The sequence below is a fragment of the Paenibacillus arenilitoris genome, assembly GCF_014705655.1.
Taxonomy (GTDB): domain Bacteria; phylum Bacillota; class Bacilli; order Paenibacillales; family Paenibacillaceae; genus Pristimantibacillus; species Pristimantibacillus arenilitoris.
Genome location: NZ_JACXIY010000038.1, coordinates 1 through 16,850, shown reverse-complemented (window position 1 = coordinate 16,850; position 16,850 = coordinate 1). Strand labels below are relative to the sequence as shown.

At 49.8% G+C, this 16,850-nt stretch carries 11 protein-coding genes and 2 pseudogenes; 5 read left to right on the top strand and 8 right to left on the bottom strand.

Features of this window, described 5'->3' with window-relative positions:
• Positions 1 to 30 precede the first annotated feature (30 nt).
• Both IDH41_RS25290 and IDH41_RS25285 read left to right on the top strand, forming a co-directional pair.
• Positions 31 to 574 (top strand): annotated as a pseudogene (locus IDH41_RS25290) (TetR/AcrR family transcriptional regulator).
• A gap of 516 nt (positions 575 to 1,090) precedes the next feature.
• Complete coding sequence (locus IDH41_RS25285) at positions 1,091 to 1,885, top strand: nucleotidyltransferase domain-containing protein (protein WP_190866118.1); 795 nt, start codon at positions 1,091 to 1,093, stop codon at positions 1,883 to 1,885.
• On the opposite strand, the gene IDH41_RS25280 is transcribed toward IDH41_RS25285, so the two are convergent.
• Complete coding sequence (locus tag IDH41_RS25280; protein WP_190866116.1) at positions 1,822 to 2,097, bottom strand: MerR family transcriptional regulator; 276 nt, start codon at positions 2,095 to 2,097, stop codon at positions 1,822 to 1,824. The two genes, IDH41_RS25285 and IDH41_RS25280, sit on opposite strands and share 64 nt — an antisense overlap.
• A gap of 43 nt (positions 2,098 to 2,140) precedes the next feature.
• Positions 2,141 to 2,961 (bottom strand): annotated as a pseudogene (locus IDH41_RS25275) (NAD(P)-dependent oxidoreductase).
• Between the two features lie 267 nt (positions 2,962 to 3,228).
• On the opposite strand from IDH41_RS25275, the gene IDH41_RS25270 reads away from it, so the two are divergent.
• A complete protein-coding gene (locus tag IDH41_RS25270) occupies positions 3,229 to 7,401 on the top strand; it encodes a glycerophosphodiester phosphodiesterase family protein (RefSeq protein WP_190866114.1) in 4,173 nt (1,390 codons plus the stop codon).
• Between the two features lie 81 nt (positions 7,402 to 7,482).
• On the opposite strand, the gene nikE is transcribed toward IDH41_RS25270, so the two are convergent.
• Genes nikE through nikA form a run of 6 tightly spaced genes read right to left on the bottom strand, consistent with a single transcriptional unit; the run spans position 7,483 to position 13,773 of the window.
• On the bottom strand, positions 7,483 to 8,289 hold the full coding sequence (gene nikE / locus IDH41_RS25265) for a nickel import ATP-binding protein NikE (protein WP_190866111.1): 807 nt from the start codon (positions 8,287 to 8,289) through the stop codon (positions 7,483 to 7,485).
• A complete protein-coding gene (cntE, locus tag IDH41_RS25260; protein ID WP_190866109.1) occupies positions 8,286 to 9,503 on the bottom strand; it encodes a staphylopine family metallophore export MFS transporter CntE in 1,218 nt (405 codons plus the stop codon). Before cntE ends, nikE begins: the two co-directional genes overlap by 4 nt.
• Complete coding sequence (nikD, locus tag IDH41_RS25255; protein ID WP_190866107.1) at positions 9,500 to 10,333, bottom strand: nickel import ATP-binding protein NikD; 834 nt, start codon at positions 10,331 to 10,333, stop codon at positions 9,500 to 9,502. Before nikD ends, cntE begins: the two co-directional genes overlap by 4 nt.
• A 14-nt stretch (positions 10,334 to 10,347) precedes the next feature.
• Positions 10,348 to 11,181 carry a nickel ABC transporter permease subunit NikC gene (gene nikC / locus IDH41_RS25250; protein WP_190866105.1) on the bottom strand — a complete coding sequence of 278 codons (834 nt, stop codon included), beginning with the start codon at positions 11,179 to 11,181 and terminating at the stop codon, positions 10,348 to 10,350.
• The gene (gene nikB, locus IDH41_RS25245; protein WP_190866103.1) at positions 11,178 to 12,122 is read right to left on the bottom strand and encodes a nickel ABC transporter permease subunit NikB; all 945 of its coding nucleotides are present in this window, start codon (positions 12,120 to 12,122) and stop codon (positions 11,178 to 11,180) included. The genes nikC and nikB overlap by 4 nt, the downstream gene beginning before the upstream one ends.
• A 16-nt stretch (positions 12,123 to 12,138) precedes the next feature.
• A complete protein-coding gene (nikA, locus tag IDH41_RS25240) occupies positions 12,139 to 13,773 on the bottom strand; it encodes a nickel ABC transporter substrate-binding protein (protein ID WP_190866101.1) in 1,635 nt (544 codons plus the stop codon).
• A gap of 254 nt (positions 13,774 to 14,027) precedes the next feature.
• Here nikA and IDH41_RS25235 point away from each other — a divergent pair, with 254 nt between their 5' ends.
• Both IDH41_RS25235 and IDH41_RS25230 read left to right on the top strand, forming a co-directional pair.
• Positions 14,028 to 15,893 (top strand): DUF2075 domain-containing protein, encoded by a 1,866-nt coding sequence (locus tag IDH41_RS25235; protein WP_190866099.1) that lies wholly within the window; start codon positions 14,028 to 14,030, stop codon positions 15,891 to 15,893.
• 69 nt (positions 15,894 to 15,962) lie between these two features.
• On the top strand, positions 15,963 to 16,817 hold the full coding sequence (locus IDH41_RS25230; protein WP_190866097.1) for a glycerol kinase: 855 nt from the start codon (positions 15,963 to 15,965) through the stop codon (positions 16,815 to 16,817).
• Positions 16,818 to 16,850 lie beyond the last annotated feature (33 nt).

Below are 16,850 nucleotides of genomic sequence, written 5' to 3'. Positions count from 1 at the left end.
CGCGTCTCCAAAACTTCTTGTTCGATAACCATTCTATTATACGGGATACGACCGAAGGTGAATATACTTCTTTTTGGGATTGTTATTGAATTAATGAGTAAGAAAAGTTTCGATGAGATCACTATTCAGGATATTGCAGATCAGGCAAACCTAAACCGCGGAACCATTTATCTTCATTATCAGGATAAATACGATTTGTTGGATAAACTAATCGAATCGCACATGGATGAATTAGGTGAGATGGATGAATGGGCATGTAAGCTTGATTGGAGCAATGGGCTTGCCCCTTTTTTTGAGTATTTTGAGAAAAATTATTTATTCTTTTCAACCATGTTAGCCAGTAAAGGAGCCCCCGGTTTTAGGACTCGGCTTCTTAATTACATTATGGAAGGATTCAAGGGCGAGATTGATAGAGAAAGTGGGCGAAATGTGGACTTAAGTGAAGATGTTATGTTGCAATATGCTGGCACCGCTTATGTAGGGGTAAATTGAATGGTGGATTAGAAATGGAATGCCGTATCCGCCGCAAACCATGGCTAAACAAGTTGGAGCCTTATTGGAGAGAAGTCTATAGAATATATTCAATACGTTCTGCTTAATTGGCATATTCGATGTTTAATAAATTTTCGCCTCAATCATTAGCGTAAACTGCCAGTTAGTTTAACGCTATCGCTAGTCTAATACTTTATTTTCCCAGTCTACAACTATATTTTCCTTGTCTAATACTTTATTATTCAGTCTAGTACTTTATTTTCTTTGGACAATCAGAGCAAGAAAGATGGTTTTTTGTTTTCGGTTTCATTGTTTGAAGGAGAGAAAAAGAAGCTGTCCTTCGCGCCTAATTTTGTTAATAAGAAGTACTATGAACCCGATCAAACTCTTATTGCGTCTATAAAGCGTTTATTTGAGAACAATGAATAGGTCGAGGTTGAGCACGATAAACCATACGGACCGGATTATCCTCGTTCGTCATACTTTCACCCTGTTCGTTAGCTGGTAACTCGGCGACAATGATGAAGGGTCTACAACGGTTCGCGTAAATTATGGATTCGGCGCAGTATTTCATATGACAAAAGAGGGGGAGACCGGCATGTCGGACGTAAGACAGCAAATACTAGAGGAATTGCGAAAAATCGAACGGGAAGAAAACGTGCGGATATTGTACGCGTGCGAGTCGGGCAGCCGCGCATGGGGCTTCCCGTCCAAGGATAGCGACTACGACGTAAGATTTATTTATGTCAGACCGGTCGAGTGGTACTTATCGATCTTCGAGAAGCGGGACGTGATCGAACGGCCGATCAGCGACATGCTGGACATTAACGGCTGGGATTTGAAGAAAGCGTTGAATTTGTTCCGCAAGTCCAATCCGCCGCTGCTCGAGTGGCTTCAGTCCCCGATTGTCTACGGCGAGATCAGCGAGGCAGCGGACCAGATTCGCCGCATTGCTCCATCTACGTTTTCCCCAAGGTCGTGTATCTTCCACTATCTGCACATGGCGAAAGGGAATTACCGGGAGTACCTGCAAGGCGAACAGGTGAAGATCAAAAAATACTTCTACGTTCTCCGCCCGATACTGGCCTGCGAATGGATCGAGAAGCACAACGCCATGCCTCCGATGGAATTCGACCGGCTGCTCGATGCGCTAGTGCCCGAGGGAAGTGAGCTTAAGGCGGTTATTCAAGATCTGCTAGCCCGTAAACGGGCAGGAGACGAGATGGATTACGAGCCGCGGATTAACCCGATCAACGTTTTTCTGGAAGAGAGGATCGCCTATTACGACCGGACGGCTTCGGGCATGCAAGCGGCGGATGGCGGACAGGATCAGCGGCTAGATGATGTATTTCGATTGGTGTTGAGGGAAGTGTGGGGGAGCTCTCCAAAATAACCGTCCGTGCACTTCAACGTTTCTTCTATTTGTTTCGTCGTCAAACCTAAGTTCAAGTAAGCTTTGATCGTTTTGATCCGCTCAATGGCAGCCTCATCGAACGCTCGGTGACCGTTTTTAAGGCGGGAAGCAGTGAGCAGACGGGTTGCTTCATAATGCCGGATCGATCGGATACTGACGCCTGTTGTTTTAGACAATTGGCTTATTTTCATAGAAACGGCTCCTCTCAAGTGGAATGTGCCGACTGACGCTCAGTCACGCGGACGGGTTCCGGATCAGCTCTGCCAAACGCGAGAAGTCTTGCTTGCCGTAGCCCCTGTCGATCGCCTGACGGACGATAGATTTTGCGGCGTCCATTACGCCAACGTCGATGCCGCGGGCTTTGGAGGCATGGATAATGTTATCCATTACAGCCCCGGTGGAGATGAGATTGGATTCATTCCCGGGTAATGGCTGTTGTCGACCTGATTCGCAAATTCGGCCATTATATCGGGCATCATGCCGATGATGCTCCGAGCATACGGCACGAGGCGCGTCGCCGTGATGTTCTCCGCACTGGCTAGGGCGAGGGCGTGGATGTAGCCGGTCATCGCTGTCCAGAAAATATCGAGCAAAGCTACGTCGTATGCGGCTGCACGGCCTGGATCGGTACCCAGATAGGAAGCCGTGCCTCCCAGACTCGTTAGCGTTCGCTGGTGTGTAAGATAGGCGTGCTCAGATCCGCTGTACAAAATAGACGCTTCCGGCTGACCGATGGCTGGCACTATCATCGCACCGTCGAGATAGTGGAATCCGCCATCTGCAGCCCGTGCAGCCATTTGCCTCGCTCCATCGGGAGAACCGCTGGTCAGATTCACCAAAGTCCGCCCCTTCAGCGAAGCAGCCGAATTCTCAAGAATAGCGTATACGGCATTGTAGTCGAGTACACAAACGATTACGAGCGGACTTGCCTCAACCGCATCGGCAGCCGTATCGGCAACCGTCGCTCCTTGGCTGACAAGCTCGTCGGCTTTGCCGGAGGTACGGTTCCATACCGTAGTCGGATGGCCGTTTCGTAAAAATGCAGCTGCCAGCATTCGGCCCATATGACCAAGGCCAATGACCGTAACCGGCGAGCGATCGGAAGAATAAGGCGATCAGGGCTCCCATTTCACCGATTAGCTACTTTAGTAGCACGCTCTCTTCTCCGTTCAACCAGGTCCTTTCTCCCCTTTTTGCGAAAATCAGGATCTAATACCCTCTTTTCACCATTTCTATACGTGGATTTGACATTGTTCATCATATCGATTGTTATCATGGCCAAGTCGAGCTTTTATATATTGTGCCAAGAGGGAGAATCGAGAATGAGAACAACAAGGAAAGTGACAGGCTGGATGCTGGCATTCGCCATGCTGTGCGGAATGTTCAACGTTCAGGGAACAACGGTAAATGCGGAGGAATCAACCGCTAAATCGATGACCGTGCAAAAAACATCAACACCTCCGGTTATTGACGGCACGACAGACGAGTCCATATGGACCGTGCAAGAGCCTATGACAGTCAAAATAGGCGAAGGTAACCCGGACGAAGCCAAATTCGGCTTACTTTGGGATAACACTTACTTATACATTGCCGTGAACGCGGCGGATGATAAGCTCGTTCATAATGGAACGGGATATTGGTTCGAGCAGGACAACATCGGTATCTTCTTCGATCCAAGCCGTCATAGGTCCGCTCCGTTCGTCGACAGCGATATGCAGATCGGCATCGGGTTTCAGCCGGATACGACGACGCCGTCCTTCAACTTTGGAGCTGCACCGAACCATGCCAATAAGGATGAGAAGAAAATATTAAGAGCTATTCAGAAGACGGACGCGGGTTGGACGGGCGAAATCGCCGTTCCTTGGGACATGCTGAATTTCGATCCTGTCACTGCCAAGGAGCTTGGCTTCGAAATCGGCGTCACGGACAGGGACGACGCTGCCGCGCCGGGACCAACCCAGATGTGGAGCGCATACAATACCACTTCGTTCTGGAACGATACAACCGGTTATGGTTCCCTGATCCTTGAAGACAGCGGACCGGTCTCCGGACAAATATCCGATGTGCTGCTCGAGGACAATTTCGACGGTTACCAGAGCGGGGAAACACCGGCAAACTGGATTTCCGACGTGAACGCGGGAAGCTCCCCTATCACGGTGTCCAAAGCCGAAGACGGCAGCGGCAGCTTATTGTTCGACGGCAACGCGGCAGGCCGGCAAGCCCGAATATCGGCTCCCGTCCAATGGGATAACTACACGGTCGAAGCCGACGTTACGTTCGAAGGCGTCCTGAACTCCGGCAGATGGGCCTCCCTCATGTTCCGCGGAGCGTCGAGCGGCAAGCAGCCCTATAATCAGATGGCCGTCAGACAGAACGGAGCGTATGAAATAGCTTACCGGAAGCCTGACAACAGCTGGTCTGTCCCCGTAAGCGGAACGTGGGGCAAGCCGCTCGACTTGAACCAGACTTATTCGTGGAAAGTCCGCGTGTTCGGCCGCAATGTGAAGCTGTACATCAAGGCTTCGGACGAAGCCTCCTACACCTTGCTGACGGACAAAACGCTGTCCGCAGAGCTTCTTGAGCGGGGCAAGGTCGGCTTCCAGGCCGATCAGAGCAAGGTCCGGTTCGATAATCTGAAAGTAACCCGCATCCACGCGCTCAGCCTGGAGGCTGCCGTGCCGGAGTCGCTTGAGGCGTTGACCGGTCCGGCCGAGGTTGCTTTTACCGCTCACTATTCAGACGGGATCGTAGAATCCGTTCCCGCCGATCAAGTGAAGCTATACTCTTCGGACGAGAGCATTACGAAAATTGTAAATAACAAGCTCTATCCCGTAAAAGCCGGACAAGCTGTCATTAAAGCCATTTACGGAAATGCCGAAGTCCAGCGGCAGATCACCGTGACGCCGTCAACGACCGGAGCGCAAATCGTCTCCTTGAAGCATGCGGAAGGATATGTGCTGGCCGACACCGGCAAGGAAATCGATCCGGCCGCTCTCACGTTCCAAGCGGAATTTAACGATCTGACAAGCGGAACGGTACGAGGAGACGCGCTAACATGGACCTCGGAGAGCCTATCCGTTACCGTGGAGAACGGCAAGCTGAACGTGCTGGATAAAGGCGTTCATTGGGTGACGGCGCAGGGAGGTTCTGCAACGGTAAAACTTCTTGTCGTTGCCAAAGCTCCAGCAGATTCGGAATATGTACTGTACGAAGAAAACTTCGACCAGCTCGCGGAAGGCTCCATGCCTATGGATTGGAAACGGATTGAAGGCACCAGTCCCGCACTCGCGTCAGTGACGGCTGGCTCGTTCATCCTGGACGCCCGTACATCTCCGGATAATCCTTCCCGAGTGCTGCTGCCAGGCTATCTAAGCTTGTTCGGCAACTATACCATTGAAGCGGATATGACTCATCTTGCCGCGAACGATGCTGCCAGATGGCATTCCATCATGTACCGGGTACAGAACGGCAATTATCCTTATTACCAGATGGCGGTAAGACAGAATGCGTCCGCGGTGAACGGCGTGGAGTTTGCCGAGAGAACGCCGGCGAACGCCTGGAATGTCCCGGACAAAGGCGCCTTCACGGAATCCATCGCCCCGGACAAAATGTACCATTACACGGTGAAAGCCCATGGAAACCGAGTGCAGCAATGGATTAACGACAAGCTCGTTGTGGATACGGACGCCGCTTCGGCCTACAGCAAAGGAGCGATCGGTCTTCAGGCGAACGGCAGCAAGGCGAAGGTGGACAACGTCCGGGTCACGCTCCTGCAAGAGCAGCTCCCTCCAATGCCAGCCGACAGATTCGTCCATGTAGCGGAGCCTCATACCGGCATTTCGCTTGCGCCGTCTGTCATTGCGAATATTGAATCCAAGGAGCAATGGAACAGACTGACGGACGACAAAGCGGCTTCACTTCCTGCAACGGTGATTTTGCACCTCAATAAAGATTTATTCGTTACGGAAGGCAAAGGCCGGAAAACGATCGGCAGCCTGGATGAAGTGCTTCAATCTATGAATAACCGGATGATTCCCGCTTTTTATGTAGAGGATCAAGTAACGGTGACCCAGCTTGCGGAATACCTCAAATCCGCCGGTCTGGAAGACGCTTTTGTTATATCGGATAAGGCTGACCTGGTTCGGATGACCAGAGAAGCTTACCCGATCGTGCGAGGCATCGTTGATTTCGGTTTGAAGGGGAAGATCGACCGGTTAACGGCTGAACAATTAATGGAGATTCGCCGCACCACGAATCGAGGCTTGGCCAAGATCGCCCTTCTGCCGCAGAAGGCGGCGACGGCTGAGCAGACTGTTTACCTGCAAGAGCGGCTTATTACCGTATGGGCGATGGAAGAGGAGAAGAAAGAGGATGAGCAGCAGCTTGCGCTTCACCGGCTCATCACATCCGGCGTGAACGGGATCGTGACGGACGCCCCGGAGAAAGCCGTTAGCGCGCTCGGCGTCTATAACCATGGCACAACGCTGATCCGCAAGCCGCTCATTATCGGCCATCGGGGAATTCCTTCCCTTGCGCCAGAGAATACGATGGAAGGCTTTAAGCTGGCGTATGAGAAAGGCGCCGACATGATCGAGAACGATATCTTCATCAGCAAGGACGGACATTTGGTCATCATGCATGACTCTACCTTGAACCGTACGACGACAGGAACGGGCAATGTGGAGGATTACACGCTGGAACAGCTGAAGACCTTCAAAGCGAACAAGCAGTTCCCGGAAACGTATCCTGACGCGGGAATTCCAACCTTGGCGGAGGTGTTCGACGAGTTCAAGGATAAGGACGTGCTGCATTTCGTTGAGATCAAGAGCTACAAGCCGGAAACGGTCGACGCGTTAGTCAAGCTCATTAAGGAAAAGGATGTCGAAGACCAGGTTGCCGTCATTTCCTTCAGCGATCAGCAGTTAAAGCGGCTGGGCGAGCAGATGCCCGAGATGTCCATGGGCTTCCTTACCGGCGGATACGCGAATGAAGCGAGCGTGAACAAGTCGCTGCGCGAAACGCTTAAGGTGATTCAGAGCTTAAACACGACGTTCAACACAAGCTATCCCGGAGTCGGTCCGAAATTTATGGAAGCGGCCAAGCACCGCGGGATAACCCTCTGGCCATGGACGTTCAGAGACTTGAACGAAACGATGAACTATTATGCTAGGGGTACGCACGGACTCACGACCGATTATGCGCAGTGGGCTTCCGATTGGCCCGCAGAGTTAAAGCCGGAAATGCCGGAATACAAGCTGAAGGCGAATAAAGCTTTGGAGCTTTCCGCTATTGTGAAAACCCATATCGGTACCGAGAGCAAAGTGACCCCTGAAATTGTGGTGATAGACGGAAACGAGAAAGTAAAAGTAGAAGGAAACAAAGTAACCGGCTTGAAAAAAGGCAAGGTATATGTATTGCTGAGGTATACGGCAAGCCTGGATGCCGCGAGGCAATACGATCTCTACACGGTGCCGGTGATAATTACGGTACAATAAATAATAGGAACGAGAACCGTCGGGACGAGCCTGACGGTTCTTGGCGTGAATTTGATGCATCGTTCGAAGAGGCAAGCAATATTAAGTTTCCCTTCCGGAACGTAAGCGGGGATGTTCGGGGAGCATCGATTGAACGAGCTTTTGCACGCTTGGATGCTGCAGCCCCATAAATTGCTCTTTATCCGCGCAATAAACAGCCAGCTTACCTTGTTCCATGACGGCCAGCGCATCGGAAATGTGATAGGCGGCCTTAATATCATGTGTAATAAACAAATAAGACAGGCCAAAATTCGTCTTTAAATCGCATAATAAAGCGAGAATGTCAGATTGGGTCACCATATCCAGACTACTGACTGCTTCGTCTAACACGATCATTTTCGGCTTCAACGCAATCGCTCTCGCAATATTGATACGTTGGAGTTGTCCTCCGCTAAATTGATGCGGGTACTTACTTCGGTCCTCCGGATGAAGGCCGACGATTTCCAGCAGTTCTTCAACCCGGCGTATGTGTTCCTGCTTCGAGAGCGGTTCATAGTTCAACAGCGGCTCACCGATTATTTGCTCCGCATTCATTCTCGGGTTAACGGATGAATAGCAATCTTGAAAAACGACTTGCAGATCGCGGCGGAGCTTGTTGCGGTCGGATGCATGAGCTGCATACAGATCGACGCCTTGAAACAGTACTTGCCCTTGCTGCGGTTTTTCCAAACCAAGAATGACTTTGCCTAGTGTGCTTTTACCTGCTCCGCTCGTCCCCAGGAGACCTAGGCATTGGCCTGGTTCGATAGAGAGGGAGACGTCGGTAAGCACGTTTGATCGCTTTGCTCTTCTAAACAGACGGAATGCGGAGTATCCATGCGTAACATGACTAACGTGCAGCAGACTCATATTCTAGCCCCCCATCTTCGATAACATACGAGCAGCAATAGGGCTGCTCCGCCAATCCCGGCACAGCTGGAAAACATCGTTTCGTAAGTGAATGCATTCGCGAGCAGACTTAACGCCCAAATTCCGACAGACGTCCCAAAGTCGGCCGCTGCAATAAACAGTCCGATTCCTTGACCTTTGAACCGTTCCGGTACAATGAACGAGACATAGGTCAGCAGCGTCGGATAAAGCATGGAAAGCGCAATTCCGTTGCATACAGCGGCGAGCATAACGACCGTCAGCGAGTCTGCGATTCGCAGCAAACCGACGGCAGCAGTCATCAGACAGATAAGCAGAACGACCAATTTGTAAGGGAAACGTTTCTCCGTCGGAATGAATTTTCGCCCAAAAAAACGAAGAAAGACGAGAACGGCCGTTTCCGTCAGAAAATACAAGCTGGCATAAGGCAATCCGCGAATCTCCAAGTAGATCGGGAGAAACGCAGCTATGGTACCAATAACGGCCGATGCTAGAAGCATGATGAATGAAGGAAACAGCAGTTTCCGGTCGCGCCATCCGGAATATTTTTCATTTGAGGCCGTTACGGCCTGCGAATGGTCATTATTCCGCCGCTCAGGCATTCGGACGTTTGCTCCAATCAGGAGCGTTATCAGACCGAGAGGAATAAGTGCGACAAATAGGAACGTCGTCGGCACATGATCGATGAAATAGAGAACGAGAAAAGGACCGTATGTGTATGGCAGCATAGACGAAAGAGAAAACAGGGACAAGCCTTGGCCACGCGCGTCTTCCGGTAAAGCTTCTATGATCATCAGATGTGCTATCATTGAGAAGAAGGAAAGGATTACGCCTTGCAGAATACGAAGCCCCGCGAATAGCCATAGTTCTTGAATCGAATATAACGATAAAACAACTGCATTCAAGATTAGCGTAGCAATGAAAATCCGTTTCGTTCCCAGCTTGTCGACAATTTTGCCGGCAATAGGCCGCAAAAACATCGATGTAAACATGTACGCTCCCATGATAAAGCCGATCAGCGCCGGACTTGCTCCAAGCTTCTGCGAGCTAAGCGGTAGAAGAATAAGCAGGATGTGGCTGGTCGTATAGAACAAAACCGCCATGCTGTATATCTGTATCGCTCTTAATCCGAAGGGATGATTCTTCGCCAATGCGGCCGATGCTTCCGATTTATCGGAATCCGTTGAGGCGCTCATGCCAGTATTAACTCCTTGGATTGCTGTTTAGTGGAGAAGGAAGGTCTGGCATTGAGCAGTTTTTGCGTATATTCATGCCGCGGGTAATCGAATAACCGAAAAACCTCCGCTTTCTCGACAATACGCCCATGCTGCATGACGGCAACTTCGTCGGCTATTTCCGCAATCACTCCCAAGTCATGAGTAATTAACAAAATGGATGTACCGTATTCAGAGCGAATACGATCGAGCTGCCGCAATACCCGCAGCTGATTATCTACATCAAGTGCGGTGGTGGGCTCGTCTGCAATGATAACCGAGGGGCGGAGGCAGATGGCCGTTGCAATCATGACCCGCTGAAGCATACCGCCGCTGAGCTGAAAAGGGTATTGCTTCATAATCCCGGCCGGATCCGTCAAGTTTACGTCTTGAAGGGAAGATACGGCCAGCTCATAGGCTTGTTTTTTCGAAAGAGACGTATGCGTGCGGATCGTTTCGATCAATTGATTGCCGACGGTCAACACCGGACTAAAGGCATTCATCGGATTTTGCATAATAATCGAAATTTCTTTGCCGCGAATGGCACGCATCGATTCCTTACGAATTCCGTTCAACTCGCGTCCATTTAATTGGATGCTGCCATCAATTTTTGTTGTTTTCCGGTCCAGCAGCTGCAGCACAGACAGGCTTGTGACCGTTTTGCCGCATCCGCTTTCTCCAATTAAGCCAAGCACGCGGCCGGGTTGAAGCTCCAAATCGACGGCATGAACGAGCGGCGTCTCACCTTGGGCCGTTTTCGCCGATACGCGCAGGCCGCTTACTTGCAATACAGGGTTATGATGTGCTGTCACTAGGGTTGCTCCTTTCAAAATCGGCGTTTGACGCCGAAGCGCTCCGACAGAGCCTCTCCTAAAATATTGAACGTTACGACAATGATTAAAATCATCATGCCCGGATATAACATGAGCTCAGGATTGCTGCGAATGTACGATTTGCCTTCATGGATCATCGATCCCCACTCCGGAGAAGGCGGCTGAATGCCGAGTCCCAGAAACGACATTGCGGCGATGTCCATGATCGCCCATCCGATCTCAAGCGTCCCCATAACGACAATAGGAGGGAGCACATTCGGAATCATATGCCGTCTAATGATCGTCCACTGCGAGGAGCCGCTTATTTTCGCCGCCGCAATGAAATTCCGCTCTCTTAAGCTGAGCACCATACCTCGAAACATTCGTGCGTAATAGACCCATTGCACCATAACCATTGCTAAGATTACCTGCGGCAATCCCGGGCCGAGAATTCCGACTAGCCCCAACACAAGCACAAGCGACGGAAAAGCCATGACACCTTCGCAAAAACGCATCAGCACCTGGTCAATTAGGCCGCCTTTATATCCGGAAAACGTCCCGATCAACAAACCAATCAGGAGCGAGGAGATGAAAATAATTGACGCGAAACCGAGTGAAATACGCGATCCGTAGAGTAAACGGGACAGGTTGCATCGTCCGAGCTGATCGGTGCCAAGCGGATAATTCCATGAAGGGGATTGCAGCTTAACGCCCAAGTTGACATGAACCGGGTCATGCGGCGCGATCCACGGAGCCAATATGGAAAGAATAAAAAGGACGGCCAGAATAACCGAGCACACGGCTGCGGTCTTCTGGCTTCTAAGTCCGGTACGTATGCTCGCTATCAATGATCGGTCCGTCCTTTCCAAGAGATTCTAGGATCCAAATACATTTGCAGAAGATCGACAATCAGATTGCATACGATGAACAAGCAAGCGGAAATGAGCACATAAGCTTGGATAACCGGTATGTCCCGATTAAAAATCGCTTCAACAAAATAACGTCCGAACCCTGGCCATGAGAAAACTTCTTCGGTGATGATCGTTCCCGCAAGAAGTCTCCCTAAATTCATGCCAAGACCGGTCAGCATGGGGGATATGGCGATTTTTAAAACATGCTTGCTCAGGATGACCTTTTCCTTGATCCCTCTGGTCCGCGCGTACAGCACGTACGGCTCTTGCAATTGTTCCAGAACGCCGGTGCGCAGCAGCCTTGAATAGATGGCGATGAGCCCAAGCGCGAGCGTAATCGACGGAAGAATAAGATGCTCAAAAGAGCCTTTGCCCTGCACAGGCAACAAGTCGAGCTTAACCGAAAAAAAGAAGATCAGCAGATATCCGAGCCAAAATTGCGGAATCGATGCGCCGAAATAGGCGAGCAGCCGGCTTATGTGATCAAACACGCTGTTTTTGAATACAGCGGCCAAAAAACCGATGGGGATGCTAACGATTACGGCGAGCGCGATGCTGCTAAAAGCGAGCTGTAGCGTTGCCGGGATCCGCAGGACAATCTCTTGCCAAACAGGCTCGTTCGAAACATAAGATGTGCCGAAATCAAGTCGGCACATCTTAAGTAAGGATTGGGCGTATTGAACGAGCAGCGGCTGATCCAAGCCGAACTCCTGTCTTTTCTGTTCGAGCAGCTCCTCCGTCGGATGAATATGCGCCGCCGTCAAATAGGCTTCGGCGGGATCGACGGGTGAGAGATAGATGAGTAAAAATGTGAGAAGCGTGGCAAAAAGGAATATCGGGATGACGGCCAGAAGCCGTTTACCTATGAAGCTGCCCATGATACGCCTCCCCGAATTACCGATTTAGCTCAATGCTGGAGAACGGGTTATCGTCCCGGTTTCCAGGAAACGCAAAGCTGCTAATTTTTTTATTGTATACAACGGTTTTCTTAATGTAGGAGATCGGCACAAGCGCACCTTCTTCGTGCAACGTTGTCTGAATAGCGTCAAACAGCTCCTTGCGTTTATTCTCATCCGTCGTGGCGAGAGCTTCTTGCACTTGCCGGTCGAGTTCATCCTTCATCGGCAGGTTGGCAAGAGCCTCCGCAATACCGAAGCTCTTCTCCGCCACAATATGGAAGAAGGAGCTCGGATCGTACGGCGCGCCGTAATTGCTGAAGAAGTACAAATCGAATTGTCCCGCACGGAACCGTTTGATTTGCTCTGTAAGCTCAAGGCCCGAAAGGTTCAATTTCACGCCAATGCCCGCCCATTCCGCTTGAAGCGTTTCTGCCATTGGCTTTATAATTTGATCCGTTTTCTCGTAAATCAATTCCACTTCGAGCGGTTTGCCGTTCTTCTCGCGCACCGACTTGCCTTCCGGGAGAAGCCAGCCCGCCTCGTCCAAATAAGCTTTCGCTTTCTCAACATCGTAGCCGAGCGGAGCGGGGTTCGTCTGCGCATAAGGGAAGTTGGAGGACAACAAGCTGTCCGCCAGGTCTTCCAATCCGGAAGTGATGCCTTGTACCATCGCTTCTTTGTTGAAGCCGTGCTGCAAGGCCAACCGAACGTTCTTATCCGACAGCGCCGCGTTTGTCGTGTTCATAACCAGCTGTCTTGTTGCGACCGGGCTGGATATTTGCGTTTCGTAATCGTCGTTATCCTGCAGCTGCAGAAATGCGTCCATGCTGATGGCACCTTCGCCGTAGATCAAGTCCAATTCGCCTTTTTCGAAGGCAAGAACACGGGTGTCGCCGTCCGGAATGATTCTGAAGACCAATTTATCCGCTATCGGTTGCTCGCCCCAGTAATTGGGGTTGCGCGTAAACTCCGCATACTCATCTGTTTTATAATCCGTTAGCATCCACGGGCCGGTGCCGATCGGCTCCTTCACGCCTTTGGAAGTGTCGCCGTCATCCGGGAAGCCGGCTTCACCGAGAAAACGTACCGGACGAACGACCGACAGCTCCTGCAATGTTGGAAAATAAGCTTGTTTCAATACGATGTTGAAGGTATATTCGTCAACCGCTTCCGTTTTGTCCAGCAAGCCGATGAAACCGAGCCAGCTGTGATTTTCAACGTGCTTCATAACCGCATCGAAATTTTTCTTGGCAACCTTCGCGTTAAACAAAGTGCCGTCCGAGAACGTAACATTTTGACGAATTTTAAACGAATAGGTTTTACCGTCCTCCGAAATCGTCCACGATTCGGCAAGGAATGGCACAACTTCGCCGCCCTCGGTATAGTTGACCAGCGGCTCGTAAATCATCGATTGCGCGATAAGCTGGGAGGGGTTATAAACGTGAGGGTTCATCGGGCCAACGTCCCGCGGCCACGATACGGTGATCATTTTATTGGCAGGTGCCGTTTCCGAAGGTTGTTCTTTGCTGCCGGCATTATTATTAGTTGTATTCGTGCCGGAACAAGCTGCAAGCGCTATGGAAAATAAAAGCAACATTAGCAGCAGCATATTCGATTTTGAGCTAAACATGTTGTAGTACTCCTCACTTCCATGTCTCTTTTTAGTTATTGATAATGATTATCAATTTCTATAACAGAATATATGATTCCCATTAAGCTGTCAATAACAAAGACCCTGACTTCTTCTTTTCCATTCTTGAAGCTCGTTTAGCGCGTTCAGATAGATTAAATAGGAAGGACTTTTTACCCAATTTGTCGAATTAAACCAAAGAAAGAGTAAAGATCGGAATTTCTAGATGTACTACTAAGATAAGAAGGTGCCCAATGATCGTATACAGCAGCTCTGTTGCCGACTTTAAAGAGGCAGTGGATGACAATAAAATCGCCGTTAATATCGAAGCCGCATTCATAGAAAAGCTGGGCAAGCGGCCTTCCGTTTCGGAATGGCGCTCTTGGAATAACTCCATGCAGTTCATGGAGCGGATCATTCGCAATTCGAGAGTCGCCGACGACTGTGGCGTCATGATCGAATACAATATCCCGGCTACGAGCAAACGAATCGATTTTGTCATTGCCGGACAAGACGATGAGCAGAACCGAAATTTCATAATTGTGGAGCTTAAGCAGTGGGAAGACGCATGGTCGACGGAAAAAGAAGACATCGTCAAGACATCGATTAACGGCGCAGTAAGAGAAACCACGCACCCGTCGTATCAAGCCTGGTCTTATAGGCAATTCATCGTCGATATGAATGCCGCCGTATATAGCCAGGATGTCCATGCGCACTCCGTAGCTTTTCTGCATAACTATCGGGAAAAGAATCCGGAACCGCTTAAAGCGAAGCAGTACGAGAAAACGATTGCGGAAGCGCCGCTATTTTTATCCCATGAAACGAAGAAGCTGCAGGATTTCATTTTCAAATATGTCGGCAAGGGCAAAGGGATGCAGCTTCTATATGAGATTGAGAACGGGAAAATAACGCCGTCTAAATCTTTGGTCGACCACATCAACGCTTTGTTTGAAGGGAATTCGGATTTCGTATTGCTTGATGAACAAAAGGTTGCCTACGAAACTATCGTAGCCTTGGCCAAGAAACAGGACAGGAAGAGGACGATCATCATAAAGGGCGGACCGGGCACGGGGAAGTCCGTCATATCCATGAATGCGCTTGGCGGCTTGCTGCGTCATAGCTTGAATGCCAAGTTCATCGCGCCGAATTCTTCTTTTCGGAATGTCATGGTGGAGATGCTAACGAAACAAAGCTCCAGATCGAAGATGAGAACGAAGAGTTTGTTTCTAGGGTCGGGGAGCTTTGTAGAAACGGAGAACGATCAATTCGACGTTCTTATCGTAGATGAAGCGCATCGTCTGAAGGGGAAAGGCGCCTATATGTATAGGGGAGATAACCAGATTGAGGATATTGTCAAAAGCGCGAAAACGAGCGTGTTCTTCATCGACGACCTGCAAAGAATTCGTCCTGACGATATCGGCACGATCGAGGAGATCAAGAGAATTGCCAAAATGCGAGGTTCTGAAGTCCATGAGTACTCGTTGCATGCGCAGTTCCGGTGTGCTGGTGCGGAGGGCTACTTAAACTGGGTTGATGACGTCCTGGGCATACAGAACACGGGGAATTTTAACGGGTGGGATAAGGCGTTTTTTGACTTTCGCATTGTCGATTCGCCTCATCGTTTATATGAACTAATTAAAGATAAACAAGCTAACGGTCACAAAGCAAGACTAATAGCCGGCTATGCATGGGATTGGACATCTCCTAAACAAGGAAATCCGAATGGGCAGATCGAGGATGTTGTTGTGGAGGAGCATGACTTTAGAATGCCGTGGAACGGCTATGCCATTCGAGAATCTTGGGCGATCCACCCTGACGGAATCAATCAGGTGGGCTGCGTTCATACCACCCAGGGGCTGGAGTTTGATTATGTCGGCGTCATCATCGGGAACGACTTGAAGTACGATTCGGAGACGGGCGCGTTATACTCCGATTACAAAGACTACAAGGACGTCACGGGGAAAAAAGGGTTAAAGAACGATCCCGCCAGGCTTAATTCGCTTATTAAAAATATCTATAAAATCCTGATGTCGAGAGGGATGAAGGGCTGTTACATCTACTGCAGGGATCAAGCGCTTCAGGCTTATATGAAGGAACGGCTTGCAAAAACGACGGAATAGAAGGAGGACTCCTATCAATGCCAACATACAACAAACTCGTCCGAGAACGGACTTAGAGAAGGGGATCATATGAGCCAGAAACAACTATCAACATCTGCACTAGCGAGAGAATTGGGACTGCCCGCCAAGCATCTCTTCCAAACTTTAATGGATGCCGGATGTATTCAAAGAGAAGACGAGGCTTGGGTGCTGACCAATAAAGGAGCTGAGCTGGGAGGCACTATGAAGAGCCATCCTCAGCACGGTACCTATATTGCATGGGACGAAAAGATAAAGGTCTTCTTATCGGAGCAGGGCGGAGCAGAAAAGCTCATAACCGCTGTTGCCTTGGGCAAGTATTTTAATATATCTAAATTTAGAGTAAATCCAATTCTATCCGAACTCGGCTTGGTTCAAAAAAGCGTGAAGGGATGGGCGGTAACCAAGCTGGGCGAGAGCCTGGGCGGCAAGCAGTTTGAATTCGAACAAACCGGTATCCCTTATGTTAGCTGGGAGCCGAGCATCCTTACAAACGATAGGCTTCTTGAGACGTTCCAATCCGTTCAAGGTGTCGCGATTGAGGAAGTGAAGGAAGAGAAAGAAGCATCCGCGATTAATTTCCGTGATAAATTCGAGGCTAAGCATCGCGCAGCCGATGGGCATTATGTCCGTTCACGTGCGGAAATGTTGATCGATAACTGGTTGTATATGTCGGAGATCGTTCATGCTTACGAAAGAAGGCTGCCTGTCGAAGAAGAGGTGTATTGCGATTTTTATCTGCCAGTCGGCAAAGTTTATATTGAGTTCTGGGGCCTGGAGAACGATGAGCGCTATGCCGAACGCAAAAAAGAAAAGCTTAAGGTTTACGAGAAATATGGATTTAACTTAATTGACTTGAATCTTGCGATTTTTCGATACAGTGTGCCTCAAAAGGCAGACCTGTAGCGTGAAAGGTAAATCAACGGTTTAGGCCGTGAG

Excerpts from the sequence above, each read along its gene's own strand:
- nikB (WP_190866103.1), bottom strand. The coding sequence starts at position 12,122 with ATGGGCAGCTTCATAGGTAAACGGCTTCTGGCCGTCATCCCGATATTC.
- IDH41_RS25235 (WP_190866099.1), top strand. The coding sequence starts at position 14,028 with ATGATCGTATACAGCAGCTCTGTTGCCGACTTTAAAGAGGCAGTGGAT.
- IDH41_RS25280 (WP_190866116.1), bottom strand. The coding sequence starts at position 2,097 with ATGAAAATAAGCCAATTGTCTAAAACAACAGGCGTCAGTATCCGATCG.
- cntE (WP_190866109.1), bottom strand. The coding sequence starts at position 9,503 with ATGAGCGCCTCAACGGATTCCGATAAATCGGAAGCATCGGCCGCATTG.
- nikA (WP_190866101.1), bottom strand. The coding sequence starts at position 13,773 with ATGTTTAGCTCAAAATCGAATATGCTGCTGCTAATGTTGCTTTTATTT.
- IDH41_RS25285 (WP_190866118.1), top strand. The coding sequence starts at position 1,091 with ATGTCGGACGTAAGACAGCAAATACTAGAGGAATTGCGAAAAATCGAA.
- IDH41_RS25270 (WP_190866114.1), top strand. The coding sequence starts at position 3,229 with ATGAGAACAACAAGGAAAGTGACAGGCTGGATGCTGGCATTCGCCATG.
- nikE (WP_190866111.1), bottom strand. The coding sequence starts at position 8,289 with ATGAGTCTGCTGCACGTTAGTCATGTTACGCATGGATACTCCGCATTC.
- IDH41_RS25230 (WP_190866097.1), top strand. The coding sequence starts at position 15,963 with ATGAGCCAGAAACAACTATCAACATCTGCACTAGCGAGAGAATTGGGA.